The sequence below is a fragment of the Maribacter sp. Hel_I_7 genome, assembly GCF_000688315.1.
GTDB lineage: Bacteria > Bacteroidota > Bacteroidia > Flavobacteriales > Flavobacteriaceae > Maribacter > Maribacter stanieri.
Genome location: NZ_JHZW01000001.1, coordinates 85,838 through 104,221, shown reverse-complemented (window position 1 = coordinate 104,221; position 18,384 = coordinate 85,838). Strand labels below are relative to the sequence as shown.

Sequence of the window (18,384 nt, the reverse complement as noted above, 5' to 3'; positions counted from 1 at the left end):
ACATGCAAGAGAGCTATACAGACGCTTTAAACAACCCAATATTCAAAATAATTTCAGAAGCCGCAGAAGAACTTTCTGTAGACTGCTATGTTATTGGTGGTTTTGTAAGAGATTATTTTTTAAAAAGATCAATACCAAAAGATATAGATGTTGTTGCCATTGGCAGCGGTATTGCACTTGCCGAAAAAGTAGCATCAAAATTAAAGGGGAAACCACAAGTTTCTGTCTTTAAAAATTTTGGTACCGCCATGATTAAAAATGACGGAATTGAATTAGAATTTGTTGGTGCTCGTAAAGAAAGTTATAATCGAGATAGTCGTAAGCCCATTGTTGAAGATGGCACGTTAGAAGACGATCAAAAAAGAAGAGACTTTACCATTAACGCTTTAGCACTTTCGCTAAACAAAGACAATTATGGTAAATTACTTGACCCTTTTAATGGTATTAAAGATTTAGAAAACAAAATCATTAAGACACCTTTGGAGCCGGGCGTTACATATTCAGATGACCCTTTACGCATGATGCGGGCCATTCGTTTTGCAACACAATTAGATTTTCAAATTGCACTACCCTCTTTACAAGCTATTACCGAAAATAAAGACCGTTTAAAAATTGTTTCAAATGAGCGAATTTTAGATGAATTACATAAAATTATGCTATGTAAAAAACCTTCATTAGGGTTTTCGTTACTTCATAAAACAGAACTACTAGAACTAATTCTACCAGAATTAACCGCTTTACAAGGCATAGAAGAAATTGAGGGTCAAAAGCATAAAGATAATTTTTGGCACACTTTAGAAGTAGTTGATAATATCTCTGAGGCTACAGAAGACCTTTGGCTACGCTGGGCCGCTTTGTTACATGATATTGGAAAAGCCCCTACTAAAAGATTCCATAAAAAAATTGGTTGGACATTTCACGGCCATGAATTTGTGGGGTCTAAAATGGTTTTGAAATTATTTAAACGCCTCCGTATGCCTTTGAACGATAAAATGAAATTCGTTCAAAAGTTGGTTTTAATGAGCTCTAGACCAATTGTACTTTCTGAAGACTTCGTTACAGATTCTGCCGTACGTAGATTAATTTTTGATGCAGGCGATAATGTAGAGGACCTAATGACGTTGTGCGAAGCAGATATTACTACTAAGAACCCTAAAAAGCAGCGCAAGTATCGTCAGAATTTTAAGGTTGTTCGTCAAAAAATTGAAGAAGTAGAAGCTCGTGATCATGTTAGAAACTTTCAACCGCCTATTAGTGGAGAAGAAATTATGGAAGCTTTTTCATTAAAACCATCAAAAGAAATCGGAATTATAAAAGAAGCGATCAAAGAGGCTATATTAGAGGGAGAAATCCCGAATGAATATAAAGCGGCACAAGATTTTATGTATCTTAAGGGTGCCCAATTAGGTTTACAGGTTACGAAATAGAATGGCTATTATTTATGGATATTACATTTAGAAAAATTGCCAAAATATCTTTGGTATTAGTTTATTTAGTAATTGTTGCCGGCGCTGTAGTTAGAATGACAGGAAGCGGTATGGGTTGCCCAGATTGGCCAAAATGTTTTGGATACTACATACCCCCAACTGAGGTTACCGAAATACAATGGCAACCAAATAGGGCTTTTGAAAAAGGTCAAGTTATTATTTGGCGAGAGACATTACAGGTTTCAAAAAAAGATTTCACAACTTCCAATTCGTTCAATTCCGAAAACTGGGAATTATATACCAAACATGATTATGCAGAATTTAATCCTTGGCATACGTGGATAGAATATATAAATAGACTTTTTGGCGCATTAGCGGGACTAGCCACTTTAATTTTAGCGATTATGTCCATTAAATTTTGGAAAAAGAAAAAACGCATACCTATTTTATCTTGGTTAGTTGTGCTGGGCATGGTTTTCCAGGCATGGCTGGGCGCAACGGTTGTGTATTCGGTTTTAGAGCCCGCAAAAATTACCGTTCATATGCTAATGGCGTTGGTTATTGTTGCCATATTACTATATATAATATACTTGGCCAATACAGAGAACAAACGTATTAGATATGACAAATTGGTATTGAACCTAAGTATTATAGCTCTGCTGCTTACTCTAGTTCAGATAACCATGGGTACCCAAGTTCGTCAATTTGTAGATGAGCAAATAGACATTTACGGGTATACTGCAAGAGGTAATTGGTTAAAAAGTCCGGAATTGTTATTTTACGTTCATAGGTCATTTTCCATACTAGTAATTGCAGTAAATGCTTTCTTGGCATATAGGATTACGAAGCTAGACCTAGGTCATTTTAAAATTTATTGGGTCATGTTCTTACTTGTAGTTGAAGTATTTACGGGTATAGCTATGAATTATTTAGATTTCCCCTTTGCTAGTCAGCCATTACACCTGGTGTTAGCTTCAATTTTATTCGGTGTTCAATTCTACATACTTTTAGATGCATTAATGCCTAGAAAAAACTTGGAAACTTCGTAACTTTGCCGTCCCACAAAAGATAAGGTATGATTTATAAAATTCGTGTAATTCTAGACGCTGAAGAGGATATTTTCAGAGATTTAGAGATTGAATCCCATAATTCATTAGAAGAGTTTCATAATGCCATTACTCAGGCATTTGGCTTTTTAGGTAATGAAATGGCTTCTTTTTACACTTGTGACGAAGAATGGAAACAAGATGAAGAAATTGCTCTTTTTGATATGAGCGAATCTGGATCTGATGTACGGTTAATGAACGAAACCTTTTTGGAGGATATCATGACCGAGAACAACCCAAAGCTTATTTATGTTTATGATTTTATGAACATGTGGACGTTTTTTGTTGAGCTTGCAGATATTCAAGAAAATGAAGATGGTCATTCTTATCCTAATGTACTTTTTACATTTGGTGAATTACCAGAAACTCCGCCAGAAAAAAACTTTGAGGCTGAGAACAGCGCCTTTGATTTTGATGATACTTTTGAAAATTATGATGATTTAGATTTCGATGAAAATTGGAATTAAATTATATATAATACATTTTATTACCCTTGCTAACCATTAAAAATAAAAGCTTTTTATGATCAACTTATATGCTACCCAAATTGAAAGTATTTCTATACATAGAGTTGGTAACAAAAATAAGAACGAAGGTGTTTTTCTATCAGAAGAGCCTTTTAGACTTAACGATGAAACTACGGGTTTATTAAAGGAATATTTTTTTAAACCTTTTAGAGAAAAAGAAGAAAACTACTATAAACTAGATAATGAAGTTGATGTAGAATTTAACGAACTGCATAAAATTGTTAGTCAAATATTTGAAGATACGTCTACGGCTCATATAAATTCTAAAAAAATAGCCTCTTTATTATTTGAACAATCTAACCACCCACATATTAAAAGTGGAGAGGTCTACGTAGCTCTTCTTTCTGGGTTGCTTTTAGATAACAAAAAGGTAGATGCCATCGGTATTTTCAAAAGTGAGTTAAAACATGATTTTATTCAGTTCGAAGAAAAAGATAGCAACCTAGATATTGTTATTCAGCAAGGTATAAATATTAACAAGCTTGATAAAGGTTGTTTAATCTTCAATGTAGATAAAGAAGAGGGTTATAAGGTACTTTCGGTAGATAGTAATAAATATGATACTAAGTATTGGTTAGAGAACTTTTTGGGTGTTAATCCACTTTCAGATGATAACTTTAAGACTAAAAACTATTTAAAGTTCTGCCAGAATTTTGCAAAAGATGTTGTTTTACCAGCAGAAGACAAACAACAAGAAGTGTTATTCATGAACCGTGCGGTGAACCATTTTGCAAAAAATGATTCATTTGAAGAATCGACTTTTTTGAACGAAGTAATGGAAAACCCAGAATTGATACCGGAGTTTAAGCATTACAAAACCGAGAAAGGTCCTAAGTATAGCATTGAGGATGTATCTAATTTTGATATTGCAAATAAAGCAGTTTCAGATGCTCGTAAAAAGATAAAAAACGTTATTAATTTGGATACCAATATTCAAATTAAAATGGACTTCATTAATCCAGAATCTGCAGAGAAATATGTAGAAAAAGGATGGGATGAAGAAAAACAAATGTATTACTACTTAGTTTACTTTAACAAAGAGCAAAAGAGCTAATATCATTGACTTAAAAAATCAATACATCATATAAAAAGCCCCTTATTTTAAAGAAATAAGGGGCTTTTCAAATAGTAGAAAATGTTTTAATTATTAATTTTAATATTATGCTCAATAATCTGTTTTACACTAACATCTTCATAATTTCTTCGCACAAAATTAAGGGCAAGATCTAACACTTCTCCCATTGTCTTACAGTTCTTAAAATCCATATCCATAGTAAGAACTTCGATTTGTTCTCTTAGCATAGCTATGTTCTCTGGCGTAGAAATTTCATCGGTTTTACAGATAGCCCGTAACTTTTTAATTCTATTTCCAGAACTTAAAATACGTTTAGCTACCATAGAACGCTCTTCTAACTTGTATTGATCCACAGAATCATGCGTTAATTTGTTCCGTACCAACTCAACCATTTGAAAGTTTTCTTTAAAAAATTGCGGTCTGTATACCTTCAATTTACCTTCAAAACATTGTTGATCAAAGTCAATGGCTCGTATTTTATACACTACATGGTCAAAATCATGCGTAGGTACAATAACATAATTATAAGAGCGCATATCGCCCAATAATCGAATCATGCAACGCTCGTTGAATTTTACAAATTCCTTTGCCAATTGAGCTTTTTCTCGTGGTGTACATTTTGGCAAATTGTTTTTTATAAATTCATCGCCTGGTATACCTGCAATATGCTCTTCAATTAACGTGTCTTTATACACCAAAAAGTTTAGGTTATAAGGAGACAGCATATGCTCTAATTCTAGTCCGTAGATACGAGATGCATCCGTTTTTTTGATATAAAAATATGTGAAGTTATCGTTTAAAATATTACGTATTTTAATACGAAAAGGTTTAGAGTTTCCAAACGTGCAAAAATCTACTGCATCTACATTAAGATATTGGTGAATATTATCACTACCATCTGAAAGTAAAATAGAATACACTTTCTTTAAACTATCATCAATTTCTTTTCTATCGAATTCAGAATAATAGGCTCGAATCCAAAGGGTGTCTTCATCATTTTTATCATATACAACCACCGACCCTGAAAATCGAAGCAAATCGTCGTAAAATATAGGAATTTCAATCTTACGACTATAATGATCCAAATAGCCATCTAAAGCCTCGCTTACAGGATAAGCTGGTTTTTTTTTTGACATTAATCTTTCTTCTGACATGCTTCAAATTTACTTACAAAATAATCAATTCAAACTAATAATTGAAAGCTAGTATATAGAATTAACACCTACAACAACATAATACCGCGTGTATACAACATTTTTTTATTTAAGAACTAAAACCTCGTTTTATTTGCTATTCATACCATATGAAACCAAACCAATGATTACGCATATCAAATCCAACATCAAATTACTCCTGTTTTTACTAATTGCATTCAACTCATTTTTAGGGTTTGCACAATTAAGCGACCTTCATTTTTTACCACCAATGAAGCAAGGTCAAAACAACGCAGGTATTCAGAACCAAGCTATTTATTTATCTACACCAGAAACGACACCTTTCGACGTTTTCGTTTATCGTGGAACTTCAAATACAATCGAAAGAACAATCACCATAGATAATTTAAATCCTGGTGTTTGGACCTTAGGTAACGGTGATAACAACATTACGCTAGTAGATAACAACAACACCGGTAAAGTACTTACCAATAGCGGATTACGGTTTATTTCTGCTGGGGGACAAAAATTTTATGTTAATTATAGAGGTAAATCTGGCTCGCAAGCTGCATCGTTAACCGCTAAGGGTCGACAAGCTATGGGTACTAATTTTAAATGGGGCGGTGTTCCAAATAAAGGAAGTCACTCCTCAAAATCTAACACCTTAGGTATTATGGCAACCGAGGATAATACCACAGTGGTATTATCTGGTTATGATCCTGGTTGCGAATTTAGAGTAGGCGGAAACAGAGCTGGTATAACTGCAAACTCACATACAATAACACTAAACGCAAACGAATCTTTTGTTTATGAAACCTATATAGGCACATCACCTACCCAAGCACACGAAGATGGTTGGATCGGGGCATCAATAGTTTCTACAAAAGATATTGTAATTAGTAATGGTTCTATAAACTTTGGTAGTGAAGATGGTCAGAGCCATAGAGATGCGGGTATTGATCAACCAGTACCTATTAATAAACTAGGTAAAGAATATGTATTTATAAGAGGAAATGGTAACACTAATGGACTTACCGAATTTCCGTTAGTTATTGCAACAGCAGATAATACTCAAATATATGTGAATGGAAGTACTACTGCCATTGCTACAATTAATAATGGTGAATACTTTAAAATTCCAAGCAATAATTACTCTTCTAATACGGTAGGTGCCAACATGTTGGTACAAACATCAAAAGATGTCTATGCATACCAGTCAATGGCGGGATCAAGTAATTTATATACTCAAGGGTTAAATTTTGTGGCTCCTGTTAACTGTCTGTTACCTGATGTCATGGATAATATACCAGATATTAGAAACATTGCCGGAACAACAGTAACCGGGGGATTAACCATTATAGCTTCCGTAAATACTATTGACTCTAATGTAAAAGTATTTGAAGACGGAGTTGAAATTTCAAAACCCGCCTCTACACCAGTAGCTGGATCAAGTGATTGGAAAACTTTCTATATACCAAACTTAGACGGAGATATTAGTGTGACTTCAACTGGACCAATGGCTATTGGATTCTTTGGATATAATGGTGCTCAAGGTGTTGCTGGTTATTTTTCAGGGTTTGACACCGTACCAGAAGTTGTTTTACAAATTAACGGAGGTGTTGAAGGTGATTGTTTTTCTGGTTCAAGTATTTTTGAAGCTTCTGATGATAATTTCGATGCTTACCAGTGGTTTTTTGATGGTGTTGCCATCCCTGGAGCGAATGCCTATGATTATGCCGCAACTATTGCTGGTGATTACTATGTAAGAGGAACAAAAGGACCATGTACTTACGATTCACAAACCATTAAAATTTTCTATTGTGAGCCAGATGTTCAAATTATAAAAACCGTTGACAAACCTGAGATTACAGAGGGGGAAACTGCCACATTTACTATCAGAGCAGAGAACTTATGGTATTTGCCAATCACTAATCTTCAGGTAACAGATAATATTCCTGCAGGGTTAACCTTGAAAGGGGCTTCTACCATAACAGGATCTTGGAATGGAAATGTTTGGAATATAGGCACATTGGCACCAGGCGAAGTTGCATTCTTAACATTAGAAGTAACTGCAGACGAAATAGACATCTTGCCTTTACTCAACCTCGTAAATATAGCTACCAATACTCAAGACCAAACGGACGCAAACATTACAAGAGATGAGCCTTCCGCCAGAATTATAGTACATAACGATTTTGATAATGACGGCGTTGTGGATAGCGTTGATTTAGATGATGATAATGATGGTATTTATGATTCCGTTGAACAAATGTGTATCATTTCTAGTGATGTAAATTTCACTTCACCATCAAGCACTGCACAAGGTGGTACTGCCGTAACAGAAATTTTCTCCAATTTCTCTGGTTTTTGGAGAAGTTCTACGACTTCTAGAAATCCAGTATTACCAAACTTATCACACGAATTACTAGCATTTACATCCGGAGGAACCACTTTTACCACTGGGGTTGCAGACGATAATCTTTATGACTCCAACGGAAATGGTTTATCAGACCGCATAGACTCCAATAATGATGGAATTTCAGATATTTCAGCTACAGAATCTAGCTGGATGGCATTGACCCCTTCAAATAATATTTATAGCGAGGCTACCTTTGAAGCTAACTTAAATGATGGGAATAATGATAATGCTTTAGGATTAACCGTTATAAATGATCCTACCACAGACCCATTAAATCCTTTGTTGACCCACGGGCAAAATGGATTGGATCTTGGTACCGGTATTGTTAACATCGGCGATACATGGACTTATGAAATAGATCCTATCGTAGCAACAAACGTTGGCGATGGTATACCAGATATATTATTAACCCAAGTTGCAGACCCAAGTGGTGTTGGTCATGTTGTAAGTCTTTATGATGCTACAGGTGCTCCTCTTGGAAATGCTGTACGTGTACAGGCTTATAGTGGTGGAGCACTTGCCGATGTTGTTGGCTCGTATAGATTAGATATTTACCACGCAAACGGAAGCATTTTCTATAACAATACTACAAGAGATTATCGTTTGGCTACAGTAGAATTGTCAGAATTTGGTATCCCAGCCGCTAGTTTAGCTGACGTTTCTTATCTACGATTACAACTTAGTTCAAATGCCGATGTTGCCTTTTTATCTTACAATACAGCGTCTTTTTCTGGATTCTGTGCTAATCTAGATACTGATATGGATGGCTATCCTGATCATTTAGACTTAGATAGCGATGATGATGGTTGTAGTGATGCCAACGAATTTTACAAAGATGATGCTACTGACGGTGGCGATGGTGGTGAATTTGGAACAGGAGTTCCTGCGGTTGACCCAACAGATGGTACCGTAAATGCAGCATCTTATACTCAGGTATTTGCTCCGGTAATTGTTTTAGGCAATACCTCAGAATTATTAGGTGGTACTGACATTAACGGTGAAGATGTTGATTTAGGAGATACTTACAATTACGTATTAAGATTTCAGAATACTGGTGATGATCATGCAACTAGCTTTACGATAAAAAATGTTCTACCAAATAACGTAAGCTTAGATGATATAAACATTGACGATGCACCAGGAGTAACCAGCAGTTATGACGAAAGTACTAGAACTATAACTTTTACTATACCTGATGCTTTGGTTCAAATTGATGATCCGGAATATAAAATAAAGATAACGGTATCTGTTGCGGGCGACTGTTCTGAGTTCGTAGCGGCTTGTGCCTCTCAACTAGAAAACAATGCCTATGCTAATTACTCGGGTACTCTAAATACCAATATCTTTTCTGATGAAGATGGTAGTAACCCGGCAGGTGCTTGTACTACAACTCTAGAAGTTGCTGCAAACAATGTATCCGATGCATTGGCAAATTGTAATGTAGCACGTACGGTTCAACTTTGTGGTGCCAGTGGTACCCTTTCAGCTGGTTTGGGCTTTGACACATATACTTGGGCAATAGACAACAACAACAATGGATCAATAGATTCTGGAGATACAATATTAAATGATGGAACATCTAATACTTTAGTAGTAACCACAATAGGTAATTACATTGTTGAAAAGACGGCAACATCTGGTTGTGCTAACCATACAGAATTAATTTCTGTTGAGCGTTATGGAGAAACCCAAACGAACCCAATTATTAGTTATTTGAACCAAGTAAATTCAGATAGTAATCCTGATAATGATATTCAAGGGGAAACTGTTACATGTTCAAATGACAACAGCTCAATGCCACATATCTTCCTTTGTGGAGATACCGATAGTGCTTTTATACAATTAGGTATTACCGATGCACTAAGCATAAAGTGGGAAAAACTAGATGAAACAAGTTGTGATGTTGCAACTTGTGGCGATGCTAGTGACAATTGCGCAAATACCAATGGAAATTGGATTTGGAATGAACAAACCGATTCAGATAACTTTACTGTTACCGAAAGTGGAAAATATAGAGTTGTTATTGGTTATGAAGGTGGATGTTTTAGTAGATTCTATTTCAATTCGTACCAAAACACATTAGATATTCCTGAACCAGATTCTTCTGATATTATTTGTGATACAGATGGTTCTATTAGAGTAATCGATTTAGGTAGCGGTTACGGTTATCAGTTATATGATGTTGAGAATAATTCAATCGCAGTACCATTTAGTGCTGGTCAAGGTCCTAACTTTAATATCACTAGTCCTGGTACGTACAAAGTTCAGATTACACAACTTAATCCTTCCACTGGAGCACCGATAGTAAATAGCTGTATTTTTGAAACGGAAGAAATAGGAATTTCAGAAAGAATTTTTGAAGTAAACCCTAGCACTACTCCATTTGATTGTACTGATGCTGGTACTATCGCAATACAAGCTTTAAATGTATCCCCAGAATACAGTTACGAACTTTATTTAGACAATGGCAGTGGTGGTAAAGGATCATTGGTTGCTAACAACTTAGTTTCATCAGATAATACTCATACATTTACTGGGCTAGCGGCAGGTGACTATGTAATTGTTACCTCAACAACAGATGGCTGTTTAGATGAGCAAACTATTACTGTAGACGAAATTCCTGAACTTAGGTTAACAGCAACAAATCAAGAAAACATTACGTGTACTTCCGGTGTAATAAATTTAATAGGCACTGGTGGTACAACAGGGTACGAATATGCTATCTATAGTAAAGATGGTAATGCTCCATACGCTGACGAAACTACTATTCCCGATTCAGATTTCACATCTAATCCATCATTTTTATTCGGATATGAAGGTACTCCTTCAACATATGTACCTAATGAAGACGGAGAATATGTGTTTGTAATTAGAGATGATAACGGATGTTATGGATTCTCTAATATAGTAACCATGGAAGATTTGGGAACTATTTCCATATCAGCTACCAACACGGAAATCACATGTGCAGATTCTTCAACATCTGTTTTAACAATAACTGCATCTGGTGGTAATGCTCCATATCAATACAGTCTAGATGGTGGTACTACTTATCAAACAGAAAATTACTTCAACAATATTTCAGCAGGTAATTATACTATTACAGTTATGGATTCTAGTGGTACTGCCGGTAATGGTTGTATAGAGACTTATGAATATGAAGTTACCCAACCATTTACGCTAACTGCATCACCTTCCATTATAGAAGATGCATCTTGCGATACTTCTGGTGCTGCAACACCTACTGCTTTAGTAAAGATTTTAAATGCAAGTGGCGGTCAAGCTCCGTATCAATATAGTTTTGACGGAGGAAGTACGTTTACCGCAGTTGACGAGCAACGTTTAACACCAGGAACTTATCAATTAGCCATAAAAGATGCTTTAGAATGTTCTACAGATTTAGAAATTACAGTACCGAGTGCTGCTATTGACCCTACATTCACTAATGACATAACGTATGAGTGTGATGGAAACGGAGTAGTTGCAATTACCCCTTCTAACACAACAGACTTTACCTATACTTATAAATTAAACGGTACAGATAACACACCATTAGATAGCAATGTTTTCAATAATGTTGCTCCAGGCACACAAACAATTACTGTTGGCTATACAAGCTCAATAGCTGCCGACCAAAGTACTTTATTCCTTGAAAATTTTGGATCTGGTGTTACTACACAGATTGCAGAAATAGGTACAGGATATTGCTACGAACCACAAGATGGTACGGATACAGACTGTAATTTAGGTCCTGCCGGTATTCTTGTAAATGCTGAATATGCGGTAACAAACAGAATAACCAATCCTAATACATCTTGGAGAAGCCCTAATGACCATACAGGATTGACCGATGGTAGATTTATGGCAATTGGGGTAAGTACCTCAGCAGGCAATAATAATATTCTATGGTCAAGAACAGGCTTGGAAGCACTTGCCAACCAAGACATCACCATATCATTTTATGCATATAATATATTAGTAGACAATGCATCTGGTAACGACCCAGAGGTATTAGTAGAATTGGTTGATGGTTCTGGTGCTGTAATCAGCAGTCAGGCAACAGCGGCTATTCCTCAAAACAACAACGCAAACGATTGGCATTTAAGAACAGTAACATTTAATCCAGGAGCCAATACTGCTGTTGGTGTTATTTTACGTACCAATTTAGACAGTGATAATGGTAACTTCTTAGTACTAGATGACATTCAGGCTTCACAAACTCCTGAGATATGTGAACAAACACAAGATATATCAGTTATAGTAGAAACTGGAAAAACTTTTGAGGTAGCCATTTTAGGTAGCACAAACCCTAATTGTAACGGTAGCGATAACGGTAGTATTCGTTTTGAGGTTTCTAACTTTGATCCTACTTTCGGATATCAGTATTCTTTGGATGGAGGTACAAATTGGGTAACCGAAACAACTTCTCCAATAACCACCCCATCTACCCTGGCAGATGGCACGTACAACTTAATGGTAGAAAAGATAGATGACAATTCATGTACTGCAACTTCAGCAACATCTGTTACTTTAACTTCACCTAATGCGTTAACGGCAAGTTTACAACAAACTGCAGAATTTACTTGTTTTAATACAGGTGCAACTTTACAGGCAACTGCTACTGAAGGTACACCAAGTTATGAATACCAATTAGAAAGAACTGATAATACTATTGTTAGAATTTTTGATACATCATCACAATTCTTAAACGTGCCAGCTGGTGATTACCATGTTAGAGTTAAAGATCAAAACAATTGTGAAGTAGTATCAACGGCAACTGTAAGTGTAGTTCAACCAGAAACCATTGCTTTCGGTTTAACCGCAACACAATGTTATGATGGTCAAAGTAACGGTACTGTGACCGCAACAGTTACGGATGGTAATGGTAATTACTCGTTCAGGATTAATAACGGTGCTTGGCAAACCCCTACTCCTGCAACCAATTTAGCATATACCTTCAATAATTTATCTGAAGGAACCTATAATGTAGAAGTAACCGATATTTATGGTTGTGTCTCTACAATAGAATCAATAACGATTGCACCTACAATTACACTTAGCGTTGTGCCTGTAAATGCAAGTTTATGTGCGGATGGTAGCTTAACGGCAACTGCCTCTGGCGGCGACAACAATTTCATGTATGCTTTTATCCCTTCTGGAAATACAGTTACTGATGCTGATTTCTCAGCAAGTAATTCAACAACAATTGCGCTGGCAAATATTGGGAATTATGACATATATGTAAGAGATAAGGCAAATGCTACAGATGCTTGCCAAACAATGGTTACAGAGACCGTTGCTGCAAATCCGGTATTGGACATATCAGCAGTAGCTACAGACCCAGATTGTCATGATGGCACCGGTAATATTGCCGTGACCATTAATGACGGACAATCTCCTTTCGATTACAGATTGGTAGATGTTACTAATGGTACACCTGACCAAGTGCAAACTGATGTAGTAGGAACTACTAAAACATACTATAACCTGGCACCAGGTGAATATGACGTAGTTATTACAGACGAAGCAGGATGTTCAGAAACAGAAACTGTTACTATTACAGCACCAGCAGAACTTACAGCTGACATTGTTTTAGCCTATGCCAGTGACTGTAGTGGTACCGATACCGATTTTGGATTCGATTTTACAAACATTACCAGTGGTCTACCAGGAACAATTGAATATAGTGAAGATGGCGGAAGTACTTGGCAGACAGGGACTAGTTTCAGAACCGGACTTACATCTGGTGATGAAGTTTTCCCATCGCTTAGAACAATAGACGGTAGTGGCAATATAATTTGTCAAACAGATTTACCAAGAGAAATAATACCATATCCATTAGATGATTTAGATATTACAACAACTTCGGTAGTTGAAAACTGTGATGAATTAAAAGTAACGGTACAAGGTGGCGAAGGTGTACCTGGCTACGAGTATGCTTTCTCTAACGACCCATCAAACTTTGATGAAAGCATGGCTACATGGTTTCCAGGTGGTAGTCTTCATTTAGATGGCAGCGCAGTAACTCCAGGTCACGGTAGCTATCAATTCACGAACTTAATACCAGGTAGAACCTATGTATTCTATGTTAGGGATAATAACACCCCAAGCACTTGTATAAGACAAAGTACTGTTAATGTAAATGAAATTGCTGGTGGTTTACCTATGACCATTACGCCAGAAATTAATCCTTCTTGTAATACGGCAAACAATGGTGAAATTACATATACGATAGTTGATGAAGATGGATTGACTGAAAATAGAATGGAATGGACCTTATTTGACACCGATAATAACATTATCGATCAAAGTGCAGGTTTTGTGACCTATAGTAATACTATTACCGTAAGTGGCCTTTCTGCTAATGAATACTATATTCAGGTAACACAAATAGACGACGCTGATAATCAACAATGTATCAGCGCCAGTGAAAATGCTATTTTAGATGAGTTAGAAATTATTACCGGAAATCCACAATCGATCCAAGATATTTCATGTGAGAATCCTGGTTTAATAAAAATAGACAACGTTCAAGGTGGAGGAGGTACTTATTTCTACACTATTTCAGGTCCTAGTCCGTTTACTACAATTACTACAACAGATGATAACCCAATAGAAATTGCGGCAAACTCACCTGCAGGTACATACACCGTAACGGTAGAGGATCAATATGGTTGCTCATACCCTCTTAACGATGTTACCATGAGCTTTACGGCAGCACCAAGTATTACTGATGTGGCAATTGCTAATTGTGATACTAATGCATCTGTTACCATTACGGCAACAGGCACGGGTACTATATTATATTCTTTAGATGGAGGAAGTACATATCAAAATAACGGAGGTACATACAACACTGTCCCTGCCGGCAATTATGATGTATTTATAAAAGATGCTAGCGGATGTACAGATACCTTAAATATAGATGTACACCCAAGCTTACAAGCTTCTGCAAGTTTAGATAAACAATTGGGTTGCGACACTGGTTTTGAAGCAGAAATAGCTATTGAAGGTATTTCAGGTTCAGGTAATTATGAGTTCGAAATTCTTGACAGCTCTTCAGCAGATGTTGAAACAAGGCAAACTCTTACAGGTGGAGCCATGAATGTACCAGTAGGTGTTCCGGATAATACTATAGACACAGATTATACGGTCAATGTTTATGATATTGGTACCGCCTCTCCAAATTGTTTTAGAACTTTTACAGTAACCATACCTGCGGTTATTCGTCCAGATTTCACGGCAACTCCTATTGAAGTTAGTTGTTCAGGTGCGGAAGACGGAAGTATAGAACTAGTTCAAGTAAATAATGGAAATAATCCGTTAGCATATACGATAAACCCTATGCCTGCAACGGCTATTTGGGATGCAACCACCCAATCTTTCACAGGTTTACCTGGTGGCTCATATGATGTAACCGCAAGAGGTCCTAATAACTGTACCACAGTAAAAACAGTGGTTATAGATGAAAATGCAGCTGTAACATTTACTGCTCCCGTTCCTGACCAATTTGGTTGTGCTACAGGTAATGATGGTGACAATGCCACAATAACAATAGACGCAAGTTCAATTAATGGTGGTAGTGGAACATACAATCGTTTTGAATTTATAGATGATGTAACAACCAATGTACTTCAAAACAGCAGTAGTTTAACCTACACGCACACAGATGCGGCTGGTGGTGATATTATTGTTCGTGTATACGATGACGAAGGTTGTTCTGCAGAACATATTGTTACTATAAATCCTTATGATACATTTGATACTGCCTCAATTACAGTTGACAGAGAATTGGATTGTGTAAATAGTGGGGAAAATATCACAGTAAATGTATCAAGTACAATTACGAACTCTATTAGCAATCTAGCCAACTATGAATTTAGAATATTGCCTTCTACCACTTATCAAACAGGAGATAATACATTTTTAACACTAGCTATTGGAACATATACTATTGGTATTAGGAATATTACTACAGGTTGTGAAATTACAAGAACCCACACAGTAGAAGACCCAAACACGTTTAATATAGAAGTTAATAAACTTGCAGACGTAATATGTTATGGTACCGATGGAGGAATTGAAGTAACATTTACCGATGCATCATATACAGGTGACTTTAACTGGGAAGTTTTCAATGCTGATGGTACGGCTACCACTCGTACAGATGACGCTGGTACTTTTACAGGTACAGGAACAACGGCATCTATTCCGGTTGCTGCAGGTAGTTACATTTTAAGGGCTTCACAAGTTGGTACACCACAGTGTATTCAAGAAAGGTCGTTTACCATTACTTCGCCTAGTGCTCCTATTACTTTGGCAACAATAGATACCAATGATGTTGGTTGCAGCAATGATATGGGAAGTGCAAATATTATTCCTAATGGTGGTGAAGCACCTTTTAATATTGTACTTACACATATTAGTACTAGCACAGCATACACAGCTAATCAAGTAAATAGCAATTTATTTAGAGGTTTAAGCGATGGTCAATATACAGTACAGGTAACAGATAACTTAGGTTGTACAGAAACCATTACCAATGCATTTACATTATCTCCTCCAGAACCGATAGTGGCGAATATTCAAACTACTCAAGGCTTGGTTTGTGAAGGCGATACCATTGCCGAAATAATGGGTGGATTTACACCTAGAACGGTTACGACCAATTATAGATATATTCTTAAAACTTACGACAGCGACGCTCCTGGAGCCAATCTAATACAAACAACAAGTGCACAAACATCTCCGACTTTCAGTAATTTAAGATCAGGATATTACAGCATTACTGTATTAGATGATTTAAACTGTTCAGACGAAACAGCAATTATAGAAATTATTGAGCCTATTGAAGTTAAAGGTCAATTGGTAACAGCGCAAAGAGCAACTTGTTTATCCGATGCAGAGCTATTGTTAACAGCATCAGGTGGTACCGGTCCTTACATGTGGAATATTGATGGTACATCAACATTCAATGCAATGAATGAAATAAATGGTCCAAACACCCATTTGTTTACGGGAGTTCTACCAAATACATATCAATACTATGTACAAGATAGCGAAGGTTGTATTTCTGTTTTAACGAACAGCATTACCATTAACCCAATTATTCCATTAACAGTAACATTGGATAATGATAATCCGACAATTAACTGTAACGGCGATAACACGGGAGTTATAAATGCTGAGGCTCAAGGCGGATTAGGTAATTATCAATATGCCTTATTCTCTGATGCAGGTTTAACCAATGAAGTAAGTCCAAATCAACCAACAGGTCTTTTCACAGATTTATTGGCAGGTTCATATTATTTAAGAGTACAGAGTGATGACTGTGAAGTAACATCAGCCTTAATAACTATTACGGAGCCTGACCCACTTCTAATTGATACCGCTAACACATCAATTACTGATGTAACATGTAATGGTCAAGAAGATGGTAGTATTACAGTAAACATGATTGGTGGATCTGGTATTTATCAATATGCAATTTCACCGAATTTGGATCGCTTTAGTGATGACAATACATTTGATGAATTGGCTCCTGGTGATTATATCATTATAGCACAAGATTCCAACGGTTGTTTTGAACTTGTTGAAGCTACTATTGTAGAACCAGAAGTTTTAGAAATAACTACGGCAAGTACTCCTGAAATTTGTGTAGGCGAAGAAGACGGAACTATTGATTTAACCATAATTGGAGGTACCGCACCATATAGCACACGTTTAGCAGATGAAGCAGATTTTGTTCAAGATAGAACAAGCTTTACAAACTTGGCTGCAGGTGATTACATCATCTATATCGAAGATGCACAAGGTTGCGAAGAGACAATTATTGTAACTATTGATACCGGTGTTGACCTTGGAGCTATCGTTGAACCTATTTATGGGTGTAATGGTAACTTCCCAAGCAACTATGTAAACATTGTATTAAATGACCCAAGCATAGAAGATGATGTTCTTTTTGGATTAGATACTGTTGATCCTATGGAAATGCAATTAACACCTATTTTCAGAGAATTGACACCGGGTACACATTTTATAAGTATTTCTCATGCAAATGGATGTATTGCTACATATGATGTTGAAATATTAGCATTTGAACCACTTGAAATAACTGTGGTTGAAAGTAACATAAATCAAATAACTGCAACGGTTACTGGCGGCAGAGAAAATTATACATTCTACTTAGGTGATAGGGATATGGGCTCTGAAAATGTATATTACATTACCGAAACCAATACATACGATGTAACCGTAGTAGATGAAAATGGTTGTGAATCTACTGCAAGTATATTTATAGAGTTCATTGATATTGAAATACCAAATTTCTTTACGCCTAATGGTGATGGAGAAAATGATATGTGGATGCCATTGAACATTGAGATATATCCTGAAATATTCATATCCATTTATGATAGATATGGTAGAACAGTTTACACATTTAAGGACAATGAAGATGGCTGGAATGGTTTCTATCAAAATGCAGAATTACCAACAGGAGACTACTGGTATATAATCAAACTAAATGGTGAAGCAGACACAAGAGAGTTTGTAGGGAATTTTACACTCTACAGATAAAACTTTAAAGAGTGGTAGTTTAAACTACCACTCTTTTCTTTTTAGATAAAATCTTGTAACCAATCAATCCTATAATATGAAATATTGGATTCATGATT

Annotated in this window: 6 protein-coding genes; 5 read left to right on the top strand and 1 reads right to left on the bottom strand. The window is 36.2% G+C overall.

What is annotated here, in order from left to right; translation table 11 throughout:
* Positions 1-2 precede the first annotated feature (2 nt).
* Genes P178_RS0100500 through P178_RS0100485 form a run of 4 tightly spaced genes read left to right on the top strand, consistent with a single transcriptional unit; the run spans position 3 to position 4,114 of the window.
* Complete coding sequence (locus tag P178_RS0100500) at positions 3-1,427, top strand: CCA tRNA nucleotidyltransferase (RefSeq protein WP_027064393.1); 1,425 nt, start codon at positions 3-5, stop codon at positions 1,425-1,427.
* A 14-nt stretch (positions 1,428-1,441) separates the two neighbouring features.
* Positions 1,442-2,476 carry a COX15/CtaA family protein gene (locus P178_RS0100495; protein ID WP_027064392.1) on the top strand — a complete coding sequence of 345 codons (1,035 nt, stop codon included), beginning with the start codon at positions 1,442-1,444 and terminating at the stop codon, positions 2,474-2,476.
* A 26-nt stretch (positions 2,477-2,502) separates the two neighbouring features.
* Complete coding sequence (locus tag P178_RS0100490) at positions 2,503-3,000, top strand: IS1096 element passenger TnpR family protein (RefSeq protein WP_027064391.1); 498 nt, start codon at positions 2,503-2,505, stop codon at positions 2,998-3,000.
* A 55-nt stretch (positions 3,001-3,055) separates the two neighbouring features.
* Entirely contained in the window at positions 3,056-4,114 is a 1,059-nt protein-coding gene (locus P178_RS0100485; RefSeq protein ID WP_027064390.1) for a nucleoid-associated protein, read from the top strand.
* Positions 4,115-4,200: 86 nt separating this feature from the next.
* Here the strand turns inward: P178_RS0100485 and P178_RS0100480 are convergent, their stop codons facing one another.
* On the bottom strand, positions 4,201-5,289 hold the full coding sequence (locus tag P178_RS0100480; protein ID WP_027064389.1) for a hypothetical protein: 1,089 nt from the start codon (positions 5,287-5,289) through the stop codon (positions 4,201-4,203).
* 163 nt (positions 5,290-5,452) lie between these two features.
* Between P178_RS0100480 and P178_RS0100475 the strand changes: the two genes are divergently transcribed.
* Positions 5,453-18,286: a T9SS type B sorting domain-containing protein gene (locus tag P178_RS0100475; RefSeq protein ID WP_036145409.1), complete on the top strand. Its 12,834-nt coding sequence runs from the start codon at positions 5,453-5,455 to the stop codon at positions 18,284-18,286.
* The last annotated feature ends 98 nt before the right edge of the window (positions 18,287-18,384 follow it).